We start from the raw sequence: 17,705 nt of genomic DNA on the forward strand, positions 1-17,705 counted from the left end.
TGGATCAGTGTGCCGCCCGCGCCCCGCGCCGCCCAGGGCGGGCCGGGAATTGGGTGGCGCGGTACGGGACCCCCGGTGCTACGTTTCGAGGGCCGGCCGCGGGCCTCCGGTGCGACTTCCGGGACTTGCCTCTGAAGCAATAATTTCGCTGTTCGTGCCCCCATGCCCCGGCCGGCTTCAGCATGTCCGAAGGACATGGGCACCGGGGGAGAGACCATGACCGAGTCGGGGACCGACACCTGCTCCGACCTGATCGCGGCCGAGGACGTGCTCCTCTTCGTCAACGCCGCCGTCACGTCGACGGGCCAGCGCGAATTCCGCTCCGAGGCGTATCAGCAGCGGCTCTCGCTCGACTTCCTCCACGAGTACGTACGGGTCAACTACCGCAACGTGTACGCCGCTTCGCTCGCGCTCGACATCAACGACCACAACGCGGCGCGCGTCGTGGAGCAGTTGCTGCGGACCGCCGGCGAGGCGGGCGCGGACCAGAAGCGTACGGAGGGCCGGCTGATCGCCGCCCGGCTGGCGCTGCTGCCGCCGCAGCGGGTCTACCGCCTCTTCCGCGCGCTGCGCGCCGCGAAGGTCGGCAACCGCCGTACCCGCGCGATCCTGCGCGAGTGGCTGGCGGCCCGGCCGGACTTGGGGCACGACGCGGTGAAGTACCGCGCCGGGCTGAAGACGGCGGCACGTCACTTCCATCTGCCGCTGCGGACGGCCACCGGTTCCGCCCCGGCGGCGGGCGAGCTGGGCGACTTCCTCTTCAAGCCGGGCGTGCGCCCGCGCTACGAGCACCGGTTGCTCGACGCGTACCGACGGGCCCACCACGAGCAGGGCGCCATCTACGAACTGCCGTTCACCGTCGCCGAGGGGTTCGCGGCGAAGCACGGCGTCGAGCGCTCGGCGTTCGTGGAGCGGATCACACCCCGGATGACCCGGCTCGAACGGCTGCGCACACAGCGCGAGGCGGGTGCGGACGCCGAGGGCGCCCCCGAGCGGACGGATCTCTCCGCCATGCCGCTGACGAGGCTCGCGCTGTACACCCTGTCGCTGACGATCGAGGAGCGGGTGCGCCGGCGCGCGGAGCTGACGCACGCGCTGCGCACGTCGGCGCGCCGGGTCGCGGGGCCGTACGCCGGGACGTGGGGGCGGGTCGCCGCCGTACTGGACGACAGTTACTCCGCGTCCGGCTCCGGCGAGAAGCGCCGGCGTCCGCTCGCTGTCGCCCTCGGCGGGCACTTCCTGCTGGAGGCGCTCGCGGCGCCGGGGTCGTACGGCGCGTGGTGGACCTCGGGGCGCACGGACCCGCTTCTCGTCCGCCCCTTCGGTCCGACACCGCTGGGGATGCGGGTCGTCGACGCGCTGGAGTACGCCCCCGAGCGGCTCGTCCTCGTCTCGGACGGCTGGGACAACGCGCCTCCGGGGCTGGCGGGCGAGGTGCTGCGGGTGTGGCGTACGCGGCTCGACCGGGAGCGGCGTACGACGGTGGTCCATCTCAATCCCGTGTACGACGCGGACGGCTTCGACGTGCGCCGGCTGGCGGCGAGTGTGCCGACGGCGGGGATCCGGGACGCGGAGGATCTGCCGGCCCTGGTGGAGATCGCGCAGTTCGCGGAGGGGCGTACGGGGCTGGCCGAGCTCCAGGCGTATCTGGACCGGCGGATCGAGAGCTTTCTGCACGAGTACGAGGGGGGAAGGGCGACGTGACGGGGCTCGACTTCACCGGGCTGACGACGCGCCCGGCGCAGGTGTGGGGCGGCGTGCGGCTGGTACCGCTGGTGCGCGAGGAGCCGGTGCAGGGGCTCCGGCTGCACCGGGAGGTGTACGACCGGTTCGGAGAGGTGCTGGTCTCGCCGGGCACGAGCTATGTGTCGTACATCCCGCACGGCCTCGTCGCGGACTGGTCCGGCGCGGGTCCGGCGGAGAACGGGACGGGCGGCGGGCAGTCGGCCGCGTACGGAACGCAGCTGAACACCGCACACCCCACGGCGATGGCCGTCGACCAGCATCACCGCATGGTCAAGCGGCGCCCGTCGAGGAGGAAGGGCGGCCGGCGGCCCGGCGCTGTCGCGCGCTGCCGGTTCCTGCCGCTGCATCTGGCCATGGAGGGGTATCTGGCGCTGCACTTCGGCGGGCCGACGATCGCCTGGCACCAGTGGTCGCAGGAGGCGGTGCGCCAGGGCCTCTCGCCCCGTTCCGAGTCCGCCTACCTGGGGCTCGACGTGTACGGGCTGGCCGACGCGCTGCGGGTCTTCGAGATCCATCCGGGGCAGTGCGGGGTGATGGTGTACGTCGCGGACGCGCTCGCCGCCGCGTTCGTGGTGCCGCACCCGGACGACTACCGGGCTCTGCACCCGACGCTGCTCCAGGACATGTACGGGGAGTTGATCTACCAGTACGGCTACTTCGGCGGCCCCGTACCGGACTTCGAGGCGCGCCTCGGGGACGGGCGGTACATCGCGACGCTCGCCGATCTGCGGGCGGCGGCGCGTGCGCAGGAGCGGGCGTGGAGCGAGTCGCACGACACGGTGATGGCGCGTGGACTGCTCGGCACGTCGTACTCGTTCGAGCGCGTCTACCGCATGGGCTCCTTCGACCTGCACCGCTTCCTGCCGCCGTTCCGTGTCGGTTCCGACGAGCAGCACATCGGCGAGCTGATCACGGACCACAAGGGGCGTACGGCGTACCTGAAGACGTTCCGGCTGTCTCCGGCACAGATCAGGCGGGGGCATCTGCTGAACAGCCTGGCGGACAACGACTGGCATCTGGCGCGGACGGCGGACCGGTTGGGCACGACGTCGGAGGAGATCGTGCGCCGGATCCACGCGGCGGGCTTCGGGACGCTGCTGCGGTGACGTGAGGGCGCGGGACACCGGACCGGGTGGCCTGTGACCGGGCCGAGCCGACACCGCCGGACCGGAGGGCCCCCGTCTGTCAGAAGGAGTCCGCCGTGGTGAGGCTCCGGTCAGTTGATCATGGGGACGGGATTGGCGGGACTGTCCCTGTGGTGCGGGGTGGTGGCTCGTCGTATCGCGCCTTGAAAGGGACCTCCTGTTGCGGGCCCGTGTCTGCTTCAATGAGGGCATGGCCAGACTTCAGCACGACGCATCAGGTCTCATCGACCTTGAGCCGTTCTGGCCGTCCCGGCAGCATCATGACTTCGACCGGGTGTGTTGCCGCGCGAGGAACGCGTCGGCCCTCTAAAGCCTGCTCCCAGGTCTTCGGCCGTCGCGAATGACGTACGTCCCGTCCTGTCGACTCGACGACAACCTTCGCGCGAAAGAGCTGACCCCTCATGGCGAACTCCCGCCCTTTCTCCCCCGCCGCCACCCCGTATCCCTCCGGCCGGACCCGACTGCGAGCCGTCGACCGTGACGAGGTCGTGCCGCCACCGGCGGCCGACGTGCCCGGGCCGCTCGTGGATCTCCTGCCTCCCGGGTCCACCTGGCTGCCCGCCCCGGCGCACACTCTGCCGACGTTGCCGGGCAGGCCGCCGATGGTCGGGTATCTCGTCCTCGTACCGGTCGATCAGCATCCCCCCGCACCCGCCCCCGCTCCCGGCGGGGTCACCGAGGCGGGGCCGGTGCGGATCGACTCGCACGAGCGGACCGCCGAGGTCGACGGGCGGTTCCTGGAGCTGACGTATCTGGAGTTCGAGCTGCTCGCCCATCTCGTGGCGCACCCGCACCGCGTACACACCCGCGACCAGTTGGTGACCACCGTCTGGGGTTACGGGCACGTGGGCGACGGCCGGACCGTGGACGTGCATGTGGCCCGGCTGCGCCGCAAGCTCGGCGCCGAGCACCGGCAGACGATCCGGACGATCCGGCGGGTCGGTTACAAGTACGTCCCGTAGCCGGTTCCGTCATACGTGTGGGCCCCCGCCGGGCGTACCGGCGGGGGCCCTGCACGTGCGCCTTACGCGGTCGCCCCGGCCCGAGCCCGCGCCCGGGCCCGAGCCACCGCGCCCAGCACGGCGTCCAGGATCAGGAACGCCACCAGGGTGATACCGAGCAGCGGTACGAACCAGCCGACCAGCGCCGCCACGGCGATCAGCGGCAGCAGCACGGACAGCGGCACCTTCCGCCATGCCCCGCGCGGCATCGGCTTGCCCACGCCCAGCTTCCGGTCCTGGGTGGGCCGGCGCTGCCACCACATGCGGTAGCCCCACACGATGATCAGGATCAGTGAGAGGGCGAGGGCGGCGAGGAGCAGCTGGTTGACGAGGCCGAACGTGAGGCCCATGTGGGCGTCGATACCGAACCGGGTGAGCTGGGCGAGCAACGGGTAGTCGGCGAAGCGCAGTTCGTCGAGGATCAGTCCGGTGCCGGGGTCGACCGAGACCGAGTCCAGCCGGACCGGGAACTGGTTGTCCCGCTGGGCGACGACGTACGCCGTCCCCTCGGCCGGCGGCTTCACGCTCACCGGGCCGTCGAGCCCGGCCTGGCGCGCGGCGGTCAGGGCGTTGTCGATGCCGATGTCCATGCCCTCGTGGTCACCGCCGGGCCCGCTGTCGCCCCCGTGTCCTTCGTGTCCCTCGTGCGCACCGGAGCCGGCCCCCGCGCCCGCGCCGCTCTTCAGTTCGGCCGAGACGACGGGGGTGGCGCCGCCCAACTGGTCCTGTACGGCGCCGATGTTGGCGCCCGCGTACGTCGACCAGGTCAGGCCCGTCGCGGAGAGCAGCAGGAACCCGGTGGCCGCCCACATGCCGAGCGAGCCGTGCCGGCTGAGCGTTCCGCGGCGGCCGGTGGCCCCGCGTTCGGGCCGGAGCAGGGCGCGCTTCGAGGTCCTTCTGCGGCCGATCCACAGCAGCAGCCCGCCGAGCGCGACGACCCACAGCCAGCTGGCGGCGGCCTCGCTGTAGATACGGCCCGGTTCGCCGAGGTGCAGATGGCGGTGGAGTTCGGAGAGCCAGGTGCGCAGCGGAAGGGCTCCGGAGGAGCCGTAACTGTCCAGCTCACCGCGTATCTGGGCCGTGTGCGGATCGACGAACACGGCAAGCGACTTGCTCTCCTCGCTGTCCGGCATCGTCATCAGGACCCGGGTGGACTCCTCGTCGTCGGACGAGGGCCAGACGGCGGTGACCTTGCCGTCCGGGTGCTCGGCGCGTGCCGCGTCCACCTGCGGGGAGAGCATGGCCGTACGGTCGCTGTCCGGGGAGCTCAGCTCCTGGCGGTAGACGATCTTCTCGGCCTGGTACGAGAGGGAGTAGAGCAGCCCCGTGGTGGCGGCGATCAGCAGGAGCGGGGCGATCAGCAGGCCCGCGTAGAAATGGAGCCGCAGGACGAGCGGGCGCACCGCGCCCCAGGTGGTGGTCGGGGCGGCGGCCGGCTTCCTGTCCGCCTTCTTGGCGGTCTTCGCGCCTGCCTCGGCGCTTGCCTTCTTCTTCGTCGTGGGACCGGTGCGCGCGGTGTCGGCGCCCTGTACGGGGTCGTCAATGGCCATGACTGTCCTAGGAGTTGGCGTGGCACGGGGAATCGGCCCCCGGGCCCCGCCCAGGTCAGACCAGGGCGGCGGCGGCCCCGGAGGCCGTCGTACGGATCGGATGCGCGCCGCGGTCCGGTGGGCCGCGCCGGGACACGTCGTGGGCCAGCACGGCGCCGCGCGGCCGGTGGGGCGCGCGGGAGCGGTGCCGTACACGCGGCGGTACGGCGAGCGGCCGGGGCGCGGCGAGCAGCAGCCCCAGCGGGGTGAACGCGAAGGCGGCGACGGTGCGGGCGAGCCGGAAGAACGCGGCCTCACCGCGGGCCAGCCAGAGCGCGCAGACCGCGCCGGCGAGCAGGTGCGCGGCGAGCATGCCCGGCGAGGTGTCCCCGGCGGCGGCCAGGACGGCGGTCGGCGTGCCGCCGACTCCCTCCACGCCCGCGCCCTGGCCCATGTCCATGCCCGCCGTCGCGTGGGTGTGGTCCGGCGACGGCACCGCGCCGTCCGTCCCGACGGCGGAGAACGTCACGTGCAGCGCGGCCTGCGCGCCGAGCACGGCGGGTCCGATGAAGCCGATGCCCCGGCGCCGTCCGGCCGCGAGCCACGACAGAACGGCGATCGCGGCGAATGCCGCCGTAAGGGCACCGAGCGGAATTTCATGCGCGGACATGGACGAATGCCCCATGGCAGCCAGTGTCACGCACACCGCCGCGAGGACCGCGGCCCGCAAGGCGCGCATCGGCGACCGGGCATCTGTCATGGTGCGCTCATGCTGCCATTCCCGTGGCGTGTGCGGCAGATGGTGCGAACGGCGCTGACCTGCTATGCCCGCAGCAGAACGGATCCGGTAATCGGACAGCCCCGTGCCAGAGTTGAGGGATGAGACTTCTGATACTGGGTGGCACCGAGTTCGTCGGCCGCGCCGTGGCCGAGGCCGCGCTGGCGCGGGAGTGGCAGGTGACCGTGTTCCACCGGGGCCGTCACGAGGCGCCGGCGGGCGTCCGCGTCCTGCACGGCGACCGCACCGCGCCGGACGGCCTCGCGGCCCTCACCGCCGGCGCTCCGGGCACTCCCGGCACCGGCGGCACCGATGACACCGCCCCGGAATGGGACGTGGTCGTCGACACCTGGTCGGGCGCGCCGTCCGTCGTCCTCGACGCGGCCCGGCTGCTGGCCGACCGGGCGGGCCGCTACGCGTACATCTCCAGCCGTTCCGTGTACGCGTATCCGACCCCCGCCGGGCTCCCCGAGGACGGTCCGCTGGTGGAGGGCGCGTCGGCCGACGCGGAAGCGAGTGACTACGCGCGGGACAAGCGCGGCGGCGAACTGGCCGCCGAGGCGGCCTTCGGCGACCGCGCGCTCCTGGTGCGCGCCGGCCTGATCCTCGGTCCGTGGGAGAACGTGGGGCGGCTGCCGTGGTGGCTGGGGCGGATCGCGCGCGGCGGCCCTGTACTCGCGCCCGGACCGCGCGACAACCCGTTGCAGTACATCGACGTACGCGACCTCGCCGAGTGGACCCTCGACGCGGCGGCGCGCGGCCTCGGGGGCGCCTACAACCTGGTGAGTCCGCCGGGTCACGTCACGATGGGCGGGCTGCTGGACGCGTGCGTCGAGGTCACCGGGTCGGACGCGGAGCTGCGCTGGACGGACCCGGACACGGTCCTCGCCGCCGGTGTCGAGCCCTGGACGCAGCTGCCGATCTGGCTGCCGCGCGGTGAGGTGCACGACATGATGCACAGGGGTGACGTCTCCAAGGCGCTCGCGACGGGGCTCCGGTGCCGGCCGGCGGAGGAGACCGTCGCCGACACCTGGGCGTGGCTCCGGTCGATCGGCGGCGAGGCCCCGCAGCGTCCGGACCGCCCGAGGCTCGGGCTCGCACCGGAGGTGGAGGTGGACCTGCTGGCCCGCTGAGCCCTCCGGCGTCTGTCGGCCGGCCGACTCGCGGCGCGCCGACCCGCCCACTCCCTCACCTCCCGGCCTGCCCCCCCGATCCGGCGACGCTCGGTGACGGGCCCGTCGCGGAGGCAGCTCACGGGGGGAGTGCGGGGGTCCCCGAGTGGTGCTAGGTACACCCCCGATTGGGGGCGGAAACCGCTCACGTGCGACCGGCGCCGCACGGCAGACTTATGGCCGTGCCCGTCAGAGGGCGAAGGGCCGGTCGCCGTCGGGGCACGGGCGACGAGGAGAGGACTCACCATGAACGGGAAGAAGATGCTCGCCGAGGCGGGCAGGACCACGGGCCGGGGGCTGGTACTGGCGGTGACCGCCCTGGCCGGCTCCATCACACTGTTCGTCCTCTCGGTGCTCTCGATCACCTTCGTCCTGCTCGGCATCGGCTTCTTCTCCACCCCGTACGTGCTGACCGCGGTGCGGGCGCACGCCAACCGCCGCCGGCTGCTCGCGGCCACCTGGTCGGACGTCAGGATCCCGGTGCCGTACCGCCCGATGCCGGCCGATCTGCGCACCGGCGTCACCGGCCACGTGGAGCGGACCACGCTGATGCTGAAGGACCCGGCGACCTGGCGGGACCTGACGTGGCTGCTGGTGGACATGACCGTGGGGGCGACGGTCGCCCTGATCTCCGTGGGCCTGTTCATCTATCCGCTGGACGGGCTGGTGCTGGCGGCCGGTCTCTGGAAGGTCTTCGAGGACAACCCGTTCTGGTACGGCTTCGTCCCGGTCGACAGCCAGCTGACGGGCCTGCTCGCGGCGGCACTGGGCGCGGCGATCGCGGCGGTCGGTCTCCGTTACGGCGGCGACATCCAGCGCGGCCACTTCCTGCTCGCCAAGTCGCTGCTCGCCCCCAACCAGGACCAGGAGCTGGCCCAGCGGGTCGCCCATCTCACCGAGACGCGGCACGACGCCGTGGACTCCTCCGCCGCCGAACTCCGCCGGATCGAGCGGGATCTGCACGACGGCGCACAGGCCCGACTGGTCGCCATGGGCATGGACCTGGGCACGATCGAGGCGCTCATCGAGAAGAACCCGGCCAAGGCCAAGGAGCTCATCGCCAACGCCCGTCAGTCCTCCGCCGAGGCGCTGACCGAGCTGCGCGACCTGGTCAGGGGCATCCACCCGCCGGTGCTCGCCGAGCGCGGTCTGGGCGACGCGGTGAAGGCGCTGGCGCTGCGGCTGCCGGTGGAGACCGACGTACAGGTGGATCTGCGGGGCCGGGCCGACGCGCCGGTGGAGTCGGCCGCGTACTTCGCGGTGAGTGAGATCCTCACCAACGCGATCAAGCACTCGAACGCGGACCGGATCTGGATCGACATGATCCACTCGGACTCCATGCTGCGTGTCGCGATCGGCGACAACGGCGAGGGCGGCGCGAAGATCGGTTCCGGTACGGGGCTGAGCGGACTGGAGCGCCGACTCGGTACATTCGACGGCATCCTGGCCGTCAGCAGCCCTGAGGGCGGCCCCACCATGGTCACCGTGGAGATCCCTTGCGAGTTGTCCTAGCCGAAGACCTCTTCCTGCTCCGTGACGGTCTGGTCCGGATGCTGGAGGCGTACGACTTCGAGGTCCTGGCCGCCGTGGAGACCGGACCCGAACTGACCAAAGCATTCGCGGAGCTGGAGCCGGACGTCGCTGTCGTCGACGTCCGGCTTCCGCCGTCCCACACCGACGAGGGCCTCCAGTGCGCCCTCGCGGCGCGCCGGGACCGGCCCGGACTGCCGGTCCTGGTCCTGTCGCAGCACGTGGAGCAGTTGTACGCGCGGGAGTTGCTGGCCGACGGCAACGGCGGCATCGGGTATCTGCTCAAGGACCGGGTCTTCGACGCGGACCAGTTCATCGACGCGGTGCGGCGGGTCGCGGCCGGCGGTACGGCGATGGACCCCCAGGTGATCCAGCAACTCCTCTCCCGCAGGGCCCAGGACAAGCCGATCGGCCAGCTGACGCCGCGTGAGCGCGAGGTGATGGAGCTGATGGCGCAGGGCAGGTCGAACGCGGCGATCGCCTCCCAACTCGTCGTCACGGAGCGGGCGGTGTCCAAGCACACCTCGAACATCTTCGGGAAGCTGGGGCTGCCGGTGTCGGACGACGACAACCGGCGGGTGCTCGCGGTGATCGCCTATCTGGACCGGGGGCAGCAGTGACGGACCAGGGCCTGTCCGGCGGACGGGCCCTGGCGGGCGGCGCTCGCTGAAGAGGTACGCCGGGCGGGGCGTGTTGAGGGCATCCGCCCGGTTTGTTGATGGAGATTTCTATGAATTCCTTGTGCGGCTGAACAGGCCGCGAATGACGTCCGTATGGAACGGAGCGCTTCCTCCCCCCGCCGGAGACCCCCCTGAGAACCGGCACTGAAGCTTGAGGAGTTCCATGGGACGCACGTCAAGAAAACGCTCGACACTGGCGAACCGGGCCATCGCGGCCGCGGCTGCCTTGATTCTGGGCGGGGGTGGGCTGGTAGCGGTAAATGTCTACGCATCCGCGGGAGAAGGCCGCTCCGGTCAGGATCAGCAGATCCAGAATGCCGGGCGCCAGATGTCCACCATCGACTGTCCGGAAGTCGCGAATGAGATCACCAAGGTGCCGAGGCGTGCCCGTGCCCAGGTCGACCGGGAACTCGCCCGGATGGACACGCAGATAACTGTTGCGTACAAGCGGTTCGCCGACAACAAAACGAAGTTGGAGAGGGACCCGAGACTTACCGAGAAGAAGATTCTGAAGCCGCTGAAGCAGCAGCGGCTCGCCAGCCTCAAGCGCATCCAGTCCGCGCTCAAGCGCGCCGGGCACTGGCAGAAGGGCCTGCAGTCGCTGGCGCCGTGCACCATGCGCCCCGACGACACCCCGAACGAGGGTGACCCGGGCGGCGGCCAGAACGGCGGCCAGGGTCAGAACGGTGGCCAGAACGCCGGGCAGGACGGCGGCCAGGACGGTGGTCAGGGTCAGAACGCGGGCCAGGGCGGCGACACCGGCGGCGGCGAGCAGCCGCCACCGCCCGGCAACGGTCCCGATGCCTCGGACTTCGTCGACATCGAGTCCGTCGAGCCCAACGTGCAGCAGCCGCAGGAGCAGGAGCAGGCTTCGACCGGCACCTTCACCACCGACTGCGGGCGGAACGAGAACGGTCTCTTCAACTCGGACAACGTCATCGCCGCGCCCGGTGTGAGCAACGGCGCCCACCACAAGCACGACTACGTGGGCAACCAGGCCAACAACGCCTTCGCGAGCGACGACGACCTCGCCAACGGTGAGACGACCTGCAACGAGCAGGGTGACAAGTCCACCTACTACTGGCCGGTGATCCGCCTCCAGAACGGTCAGAACGAGGACGACGCCAACGAGGACGGCGGCGGCAAGGACGGCAACGTCGGCGAGATCCAGACCCCGTCCGAGGTCACACTGCAATTCGCCGGAAACGCCACGTCCAAGGTCACGGCAATGCCCCGATTCCTCCGCATCATCACCGGTGACGCGAAGGCGTTCGTCAACGGCGACGCCAACGCCAATGCCTCGTGGAGCTGCACCGGATTCGAGGACCGTCAGCTGAAGGACAAATACCCGATCTGCCCCGCCGGCAGCCAGGTCGTGCGTTCGTTCGACTTCCAGAGCTGCTGGGACGGACAGAACACCGACAGCGCCAATCACCGTACGCATGTCGCGTTCGCCGACGAGAACGGTCAGTGCCAGGAGGGATTCCAGGCGATTCCGCAGCTGAAGCAGCGGATCGTGTACGACCTCCCGCCGGGTCCCGGATTCGCGGTGGACTCGTTCCCGGAGCAGTTGCACAAGCCCGTCACCGACCACGGAGACTTCATCAATGTCTTCGACGAGGACGTGATGAACAAGATGGTCGACTGCATCAACACCGGCAAGGAATGCAACTGAACGGACCGCGACTAGCGGTGTGACGTAATTCTCAGGCGCCGGAGGGGCTGTGCTCAGCCCCTCCGGCGCCCGCTGTCGTCAGCTCTTCCTGGGGTGGCCCGAGTGGCCCCCGCTGTCGTGGCCCTCTCCCTCGTGGCCCTCGCCGTCGCCGTGGCCGCCGCTTTCGCCGCCACCGTCGTCGCCGCCCCCCGCGTGGTGCTCAGGGGCCGTCTCGACCGTCCCGCCCAGCCGGCCGCGCAGCGACTCGACCACCTTCGCGTCGCCGCTCGCGACCCACTTCCTGCCGACGAGGTACGAACCGCCGTAGTCGTTGGCCTCGTTGATCCACTCGCGCAGACCGCGGTCGGTCGCGAACGTGGTGAGGATGTATCTGCCGTAACCCGTCTTGCAGTTCGCCTGACGCAACTCATCGGCGTCGGTCTGCACGTTCGGATCACACTTGGCTTTCTCGGCCAGCTGTTCGAGGCTCCCGGTCGCCGTCTTCGGCGTCCGGGGGGCCTCGTCGTCATTGCCGCCGCAGCCGCTCAGCAGAGCCAGGGCCAGGGCCGGCACCACCAGTGCCACTCGGGGTCGCTCGGTACGCATTCGGCCATCGTGCCCTCTTTGCAAGCCCCCGCGCGAGTGAACGACGCATCACATCGTTGCCCACCCCCCTCCCCGTCATTAACGTGCGCTCCGCATGGACCTGTTGTCACACCCGTGACTTCTCACCAGTAACTCCAGCAACCGAGGACAGAGGACCGCTGATGACCGAGCTGCCGAGTCCCACCCCTCCCGCCACTCCCTCCAGGCGTGCGGTGCTGGCCGGCGCCGGGGCCGCCGGAGTCGCCGTGGCGCTGGCCGCGCACTCCCCCGCCGAAGCCCGCCCCTCCGCGCCCGACGCCAGGGCCGCTGCCGCCGCGGCCGCCACCACCGCGGCACGCGCCGCCGTGGAGCGCCTGCTCCCCCGCCACGCGGACCAGTTCCGCTTCCGGCCGGTGGGTGGCGCCGAGCGGTTCCGGGTCGCCGGGTCCGCCGGACGCGTCGAGGTGTCGGGCACCGACGCCGGCGTCCTGCTGACCGGGGTGCACTGGTATCTGAAGTACGTGTGCGGCGCCCACATCAGCTGGTCAGGCAGCCAACTCGAACTGCCCGCCAGGCTTCCCGCGCCCCGCCGCCCGCTGGAGCGCTCGGCGACCGTACGGCACCGGTTCGCCCTCAACGACACCCACGACGGATACACCGCCCCGTACGCCGACTGGCCGCGCTGGGAGCGCCTGCTGGACGTCCTGGCCCTGCACGGCTGCAACGAGGTCCTCGTCACCACCGGCCAGGAGGCCGTCTACCACCGGCTGCTGACCGGTTTCGGCTACTCCGACACCGAGGCCCGCACCTGGCTCCCCGCGCCCTCCCACCAGCCGTGGTGGCTGCTCCAGAACATGAGCGAGTACGGCGGCCCGCTCTCACCCGAGCTGATCGAGCGCCGCGCCGCGCTCGGCCGGCGGATCACCGACCGGATGCGCGAGCTGGGTATGGCACCCGTGCTCCCCGGCTACTTCGGCACCGTCCCCGACGACTTCGCCACCCGCAACCCGGGCGCCAGGACGGTGCCCCAGGGCATGTGGAACGGGCTGCCGCGCCCCGACTGGCTCGACCCGCGCACGCCCGTCTTCGCCGATGTCGCCGCCGCCTTCTACCGGCACCAGAGCGATCTCTTCGGCGAGGTGGACCACTTCAAGATGGATCTGCTGCACGAGGGCGGCAACGCCGGCGACGTACCGGTGCCGGACGCGGCCCGCGCGGTCGAGACGTCGCTCCACCGGGCACGCCCCGACGCGACCTGGGTGATCCTCGGCTGGCAGACCAACCCGGTGCCGGCACTCCTCGACGCCATCGACACCGACCGCGTGCTGATCGTCGACGGCCTGTCCGACCTGGACTCGGTGACCGACCGCGAGCGGGACTGGGGCGGGGCGCCGTACGCCTTCGGGACCATCCCGAACTTCGGCGGGCGCACCACCCTGGGCGCCAACTCCGACCGCTGGACCGAGCGGTTCACGGCCTGGCGCGACAAGCCTGGCAGCGCGCTCGTCGGGACGGCGTACATGCCGGAGGCCGCCGAGCGCGACCCGGCCGCGTTCGAGCTGTTCAGCGAACTGGCCTGGCGGGAGGAGGCTGTCGACCGCGCGGGCTGGTTCCGGTCGTACGCCGATCTGCGCTACGGCGGCGAGGACAGCGCCGCGCGGGACGCCCTCGGCGTGCTCGCGTCGACCGCGTACCGGCTGACGACCACCGACGGCCGCCCCGTCGACTCGCTCTTCTCACGCCGTCCCTCCCTCACCTCCTCCGTGGGAACGGCGTTCGACACCGCCGAGTTCGACAAGGCCTTCGGCTCACTGCTCGACGTACGGCGGGAACTGCGCGGCTCGGACGCGTATCGGTACGACGTGACGGAGCTGGCCCGGCAGGCGCTCGCCAACCGCTCCCGGCTGCTTCTGCCGCAGTTGCGCGGCGCCTTCCAGGGAGGCGACGCCGCGACCTTCCGCGCGCTGGCCGCGCTGTGGCTGAGGCTGATGCGGCTGAGCGACACGATGGCCGGGTGTCACCGTTCGTTCCTGCTCGGGCCCTGGCTGGAGGACGCCAAACGGCTGGCGACCGGTCCGGCGGAGGCCGTGACGCTGGAGTGGACGGCGCGCACGCTGATCACCACGTGGGCGGACCGGTCGGCGGCCGGGCACCTGAGCAACTACGCCAACCGCGACTGGCAGGGCCTGCTGGCCGATGTCCATCTGCCGCAGTGGCAGGCGTATCTGGACGAGCTGGCGGACGCGCTGGCCGCCGGGCGGGAGCCGAAGACCTTCGACTGGTATGTGGACGAGGAGGCGTGGACCCGGGAGCGCGGGAGCTATCCGGTGCGGGCGACGGGGGACGCGTACCGGACGGCGCTGCGCGTACGGGAGACCCTGGCGACCGCCCCGTACCAGGGCACCGTCACCGTCACGGCCGACCCGGTCGCCTTCGCGCCGGGCAGTACGGGCACGGTAACGGCGGTCTTCAAGAACGCCAGCGGCCTGCGCGGCACGGGCCCCGTCGACTTCGCCCTGACCGGCCCCGACGCCCGCCCGGACGGCCCGACCCGGCTCTCCCCCGTCGGCCCGGCCGGCGGCGGATCCGTCTCCTGGTCGGTGACGGCCCCGGACGAACCGCTCACGGTGCCCCTGCGCCCGCTTCCGTACGAACTGGCGCTGGAGTTCGGGCCGAGCGGCGAGGAGCGCGTGCGGACCGTCCAGCGGGGCGCGGTGTACGTCGCCGGGCCGCCGGCCGCGGGCTGGCGTACGTACACCAACAACGGGGCCGTCTTCGGACAGCTCGGCGACCGCTTCGCGATCAACGGAGGCGGCCAGGACCTGTGGCGGGCGACGGCGCAGTTCGGCACGGCCTTCGTAGGAGGCGCGTTCGGGGACGGTGCGGGCGTGACACTGCGGGTGGACTCGCAGGAGAACACGGGCCCGTGGGCCCGCGCGGGCATCATCGTCCGCAACAGTCTCGCGACGGCCGGCTCCCCCGGCATCGTCAATCTGGCGGTGACGCCGTCGAACGGAGTCGTGCTCTCGTACGACACGACGGGCGACGGCACGCTGGACACCTACCAGCGCGTCACCGGCGTCACCGCACCGGTGCTGCTGCGACTGACGCGGTCGGGGGGCCGGTTCACGGGCGCGTGCTCGACGGATGCCGGGACCACCTGGCGCACGGTCGCCACGGTGGAGGTGCCGGGCGCTGGCGTGACCCAGGACGTGGGCCTGTTCATGAGCGCGACGAACGGCAGCAGCGGGCTGCGGGGCACGGTGGAGTTCAGCGACTGGGCGGTCTCGGGCGGGAGTGCGAGAGGCAAGTAGCGCGCCGAATTACCCCGCCCGGCAAGGGAGTTGCGGGCGTTCGGGGTGACCATCCGACGAATCGCTCGTTCTGCTGAATGTGCCTCCACCCGACGCCGCCACGGCCTCCGCCCCCACCGCCGCCCCCACCGCGCCCGGCCCCGCTCCCGCGCCCATCGACGTGGAACAGGCCGAGGCGGCCCTCGTCGAGCACTACCCGCGGCTGGTGCGGCTCGCCTATCTCGTGCTGCCTCCGGCCCTCGGCCGGAACCGCCGGGTGCTGACCGCGCACGCCGTCGTCCAGCGGTCCCTGCCGCGCAACCGCACGGCCGCCACCCCGGACGACGGGTACGCCTACGTACGCTCCCGGGTGCTGCGGCAGGCGCTCGACGCGGGGCGGACGCTGCGCCGGGTGGCGTGGCCCCGGCGTGCCCAACTGCCGCCGTTGCTGCCGCACGTGTGGGGGCTGCGGCTGTTCCCGCGCTCGGGCGGCGCCGATGAACTCGCCCTCGACCGGCGCCTGTCGGCCCTCTCCGGCGGCGCCAGGGCCGCCTTCGTACTGAGAGGGCTGGAAGGGCTGACCGACCCGGACGTGCGCCGGCTGCTCGCCGCCTCCGGGGTGGACGACCCGCACGCGGCGCTCGCTGAGGCGGACGGCATCGGTACGGAGGGCGTGGCGCTGCTGGAGTCCCCCGAGTACGACCCCTGTTCGCTCCAGGCGCGCCCCACCGATCTGCTGCGGCGGCGCCAGCACGCGCGCGCGGCGGTCGCGGGTGTCGCCGCCGTGGCCGTGTGCGGTGCGCTCCTCGGGCTGCCCGGCGACGGCTGGGGCGCGGACGGCGCGGCCGCCCCGTCGTACACCCGCAACTCGGCCGCCGAGGCGGCCCTGGACCCGGCGAAGGTGCGGCGCGTCCCGCGGGACGCGTGGCGGGCCTCCGCGCGGACCGACTTCTCGGTGTGGCCCACGCGCGGCGCGCTCGCCGACGACCGGCCGCTGCTGCGCAGGGCGCTGGCGGTCTGGGCCAGACCGGGCACGTCGGTGCGTGTCTCGTCGACACCGGCCACGCCCGTGGGGCCGCCGATGGGACCGGCGCAGTTGCTGTACGCGGGCGAGGTCGACCGGGCGCGGGTGGTGCTGCTGTACGACGGCCTGCGGATCGCCCGGTACGCGGAACCCCGCACCGGCGCCGGCCCCGTGGCACTGGACTTCGCCCGGGTGGACGGGGCGGCGGCCGACACCGCCCCCGGCGCGGCTCCGAGCACGTACGCCCTGGTCGCCGCGCGCACGGACGGCAACGTGCGCTATCTGACCGCGCCCTGGGTGGAGACGACGTCCGTGCGCGATCTGCTCGACCCGAACGGTGACGCGCGACCGCTGCGGCGCGGCGCGGACGGGGTGACGGCTCCACTCCCGACACCGGGCGAAAGGCGCGAGTGCGGGGCGTGGGACGTGCTGGAGGTGACCGAGAAGGACCCGGGCGCCGTACGGGTGCTGTCCGACCTCGGCGAACTCACGCCCGCCCGGCTGACGTCCGGCGCCCCGTCGGCGCCCGCCGATGTGTCGGGGGGCGTCGCGCGGGCGGCCTGGGCGCGCACGGCGTGCCTGCTCCCCGCCGTGCGCTCGCACGGTGTGCGGACGGTGAACTCCTGGCAGTACGCGAGCCAGAACCTGCCCGAGTCCAACGGCGGCGCGAAGTGGGTGTGCACGCGCGCGGAGACATGGCGGGGCACGGAGAACAGAGTCCTGGCGCAGTTCCAGCCGCCGACGGCGAAGGCCGGGACGCCACCGACGGGGGCGGTCGCGGCGCGGGCTTCGAGCTCGTCGGCGTGCGGCGCGCGCGAGCCCTCCGTGCTCGCGGGCGTGCTGTGGAAGTCGCGCGGCGGCCGGTGGTACGTACTGGCCGCCGGCAGCGAGCAGTTCCGGTCCGTCCGTACGACGGGTGGTGTCACGGGCGACGCGCGGGGCAGGGTGCTGGCGGTACGGGCGAGGCCAGGTGACCGGGCGGAGCTGGACGGGCTGCTGGCCGACGGCAGGCGGGTGGGCGCGCTGCGGTGAGGACCGGTTCCGTGCTTCAGGGCAGGAGCAGCCAGTCGGTGGCCAGCGTCGCGACGAGACCGGCGCCCAGCAGCCAGGTGGCCAGCCGGGTGCGGCCGTGCCTGCTGAGTTCGATGACGACGCCGCAGAGGATCATGGCGAACCCGTAGAGGCCGACGACGAGGACGGAGCTGCGGTTGGCGAGCCGTACGGCCAACAGCGCGGCCATGGCGACCAGCAGGACCGAGGCGACGGCGACACGGAGGCGGCGGGCCTGGCGCGGGCTGAGAGCGCCGTCGTCGTCGTAGTCGTCCTCGCCGTCGTGCTCGGCACCGTCGTGGTCGTCGTGGCGGTCGTCGTGGTCGCCCTCCTCCGGGTCGTCGGCTCCCGGTCCGGCGACCGGATCGGCGTCGGCCTCCGGGTGCTCCGAGGCCTCCGAGTCCCTTTCGGCCGCACCCGCCCCCTCCCCAACCGGCTCCCCCGTGGCCCCGGACTCCGCCTCCGATTCAGGCGTTTCGGTGACCTTCTCCTGGTCAGATGCGCTCATGGTCGGCGAG

At 72.3% G+C, this 17,705-nt stretch carries 13 protein-coding genes; 9 read left to right on the plus strand and 4 right to left on the minus strand.

Translation table 11 applies throughout. The features are described 5' to 3' along the window. Positions 1 to 216: 216 nt before the first annotated feature. The 3 genes from IEY79_RS15400 to IEY79_RS15410 all read left to right on the plus strand — a co-directional run bounded on the left by IEY79_RS15400 (position 217) and on the right by IEY79_RS15410 (position 3,853). Positions 217 to 1,704 carry a hypothetical protein gene (locus tag IEY79_RS15400; protein ID WP_189108021.1) on the plus strand — a complete coding sequence of 496 codons (1,488 nt, stop codon included), beginning with the start codon at positions 217 to 219 and terminating at the stop codon, positions 1,702 to 1,704. Then, a complete protein-coding gene (locus tag IEY79_RS15405) occupies positions 1,701 to 2,852 on the plus strand; it encodes an ARPP-2 domain-containing protein (protein ID WP_189108022.1) in 1,152 nt (383 codons plus the stop codon). The genes IEY79_RS15400 and IEY79_RS15405 overlap by 4 nt, the downstream gene beginning before the upstream one ends. A 440-nt stretch (positions 2,853 to 3,292) precedes the next feature. Beyond that, positions 3,293 to 3,853 (plus strand): winged helix-turn-helix domain-containing protein, encoded by a 561-nt coding sequence (locus IEY79_RS15410; RefSeq protein ID WP_189108023.1) that lies wholly within the window; start codon positions 3,293 to 3,295, stop codon positions 3,851 to 3,853. Between the two features lie 62 nt (positions 3,854 to 3,915). Here the strand turns inward: IEY79_RS15410 and IEY79_RS15415 are convergent, their stop codons facing one another. Both IEY79_RS15415 and IEY79_RS15420 read right to left on the minus strand, forming a co-directional pair. Continuing rightward, positions 3,916 to 5,442, minus strand: coding sequence for a PepSY-associated TM helix domain-containing protein (locus IEY79_RS15415; RefSeq protein WP_189108024.1), 1,527 nt, complete (start codon positions 5,440 to 5,442; stop codon positions 3,916 to 3,918). A gap of 55 nt (positions 5,443 to 5,497) precedes the next feature. Then, a complete protein-coding gene (locus IEY79_RS15420) occupies positions 5,498 to 6,091 on the minus strand; it encodes a hypothetical protein (protein WP_229700881.1) in 594 nt (197 codons plus the stop codon). 209 nt (positions 6,092 to 6,300) lie between these two features. Between IEY79_RS15420 and IEY79_RS15425 the strand changes: the two genes are divergently transcribed. The 4 genes from IEY79_RS15425 to IEY79_RS15440 all read left to right on the plus strand — a co-directional run bounded on the left by IEY79_RS15425 (position 6,301) and on the right by IEY79_RS15440 (position 11,256). Continuing rightward, the gene (locus tag IEY79_RS15425) at positions 6,301 to 7,332 is read left to right on the plus strand and encodes an NAD-dependent epimerase/dehydratase family protein (protein ID WP_189108026.1); all 1,032 of its coding nucleotides are present in this window, start codon (positions 6,301 to 6,303) and stop codon (positions 7,330 to 7,332) included. 285 nt (positions 7,333 to 7,617) lie between these two features. Continuing rightward, the gene (locus IEY79_RS15430) at positions 7,618 to 8,883 is read left to right on the plus strand and encodes a sensor histidine kinase (protein ID WP_189108027.1); all 1,266 of its coding nucleotides are present in this window, start codon (positions 7,618 to 7,620) and stop codon (positions 8,881 to 8,883) included. Beyond that, positions 8,868 to 9,521 carry a LuxR C-terminal-related transcriptional regulator gene (locus tag IEY79_RS15435; protein ID WP_189108028.1) on the plus strand — a complete coding sequence of 218 codons (654 nt, stop codon included), beginning with the start codon at positions 8,868 to 8,870 and terminating at the stop codon, positions 9,519 to 9,521. Before IEY79_RS15430 ends, IEY79_RS15435 begins: the two co-directional genes overlap by 16 nt. A 223-nt stretch (positions 9,522 to 9,744) precedes the next feature. Further along, positions 9,745 to 11,256 carry a DUF1996 domain-containing protein gene (locus tag IEY79_RS15440; protein ID WP_189108029.1) on the plus strand — a complete coding sequence of 504 codons (1,512 nt, stop codon included), beginning with the start codon at positions 9,745 to 9,747 and terminating at the stop codon, positions 11,254 to 11,256. A 78-nt stretch (positions 11,257 to 11,334) separates the two neighbouring features. Here IEY79_RS15440 and IEY79_RS15445 read toward each other — a convergent pair whose 3' ends face one another. Continuing rightward, the gene (locus IEY79_RS15445; protein WP_189108030.1) at positions 11,335 to 11,841 is read right to left on the minus strand and encodes a hypothetical protein; all 507 of its coding nucleotides are present in this window, start codon (positions 11,839 to 11,841) and stop codon (positions 11,335 to 11,337) included. 161 nt (positions 11,842 to 12,002) lie between these two features. Between IEY79_RS15445 and IEY79_RS15450 the strand changes: the two genes are divergently transcribed. Together IEY79_RS15450 and IEY79_RS15455 are read left to right on the plus strand one after the other, a co-directional pair. Next, positions 12,003 to 15,134, plus strand: coding sequence for an alpha-N-acetylglucosaminidase (locus IEY79_RS15450; RefSeq protein ID WP_189108031.1), 3,132 nt, complete (start codon positions 12,003 to 12,005; stop codon positions 15,132 to 15,134). A 70-nt stretch (positions 15,135 to 15,204) separates the two neighbouring features. Continuing rightward, positions 15,205 to 17,169, plus strand: coding sequence for an RNA polymerase sigma factor (locus IEY79_RS15455; RefSeq protein ID WP_373292547.1), 1,965 nt, complete (start codon positions 15,205 to 15,207; stop codon positions 17,167 to 17,169). A 16-nt stretch (positions 17,170 to 17,185) separates the two neighbouring features. Here the strand turns inward: IEY79_RS15455 and IEY79_RS15460 are convergent, their stop codons facing one another. Continuing rightward, positions 17,186 to 17,695, minus strand: coding sequence for a hypothetical protein (locus IEY79_RS15460; RefSeq protein ID WP_189108032.1), 510 nt, complete (start codon positions 17,693 to 17,695; stop codon positions 17,186 to 17,188). Positions 17,696 to 17,705 lie beyond the last annotated feature (10 nt).

It is taken from the genome of Streptomyces camponoticapitis (genome assembly GCF_014646115.1).
GTDB classification, from domain to species: domain Bacteria; phylum Actinomycetota; class Actinomycetes; order Streptomycetales; family Streptomycetaceae; genus Streptomyces; species Streptomyces camponoticapitis.

Excerpts from the sequence above, each read along its gene's own strand:
- IEY79_RS15430 (WP_189108027.1), top strand. The coding sequence starts at position 7,618 with ATGAACGGGAAGAAGATGCTCGCCGAGGCGGGCAGGACCACGGGCCGG.
- IEY79_RS15460 (WP_189108032.1), bottom strand. The coding sequence starts at position 17,695 with ATGAGCGCATCTGACCAGGAGAAGGTCACCGAAACGCCTGAATCGGAG.
- IEY79_RS15445 (WP_189108030.1), bottom strand. The coding sequence starts at position 11,841 with ATGCGTACCGAGCGACCCCGAGTGGCACTGGTGGTGCCGGCCCTGGCC.
- IEY79_RS15440 (WP_189108029.1), top strand. The coding sequence starts at position 9,745 with ATGGGACGCACGTCAAGAAAACGCTCGACACTGGCGAACCGGGCCATC.
- IEY79_RS15410 (WP_189108023.1), top strand. The coding sequence starts at position 3,293 with ATGGCGAACTCCCGCCCTTTCTCCCCCGCCGCCACCCCGTATCCCTCC.
- IEY79_RS15425 (WP_189108026.1), top strand. The coding sequence starts at position 6,301 with ATGAGACTTCTGATACTGGGTGGCACCGAGTTCGTCGGCCGCGCCGTG.
- IEY79_RS15400 (WP_189108021.1), top strand. The coding sequence starts at position 217 with ATGACCGAGTCGGGGACCGACACCTGCTCCGACCTGATCGCGGCCGAG.
- IEY79_RS15415 (WP_189108024.1), bottom strand. The coding sequence starts at position 5,442 with ATGGCCATTGACGACCCCGTACAGGGCGCCGACACCGCGCGCACCGGT.
- IEY79_RS15420 (WP_229700881.1), bottom strand. The coding sequence starts at position 6,091 with ATGTCCGCGCATGAAATTCCGCTCGGTGCCCTTACGGCGGCATTCGCC.
- IEY79_RS15450 (WP_189108031.1), top strand. The coding sequence starts at position 12,003 with ATGACCGAGCTGCCGAGTCCCACCCCTCCCGCCACTCCCTCCAGGCGT.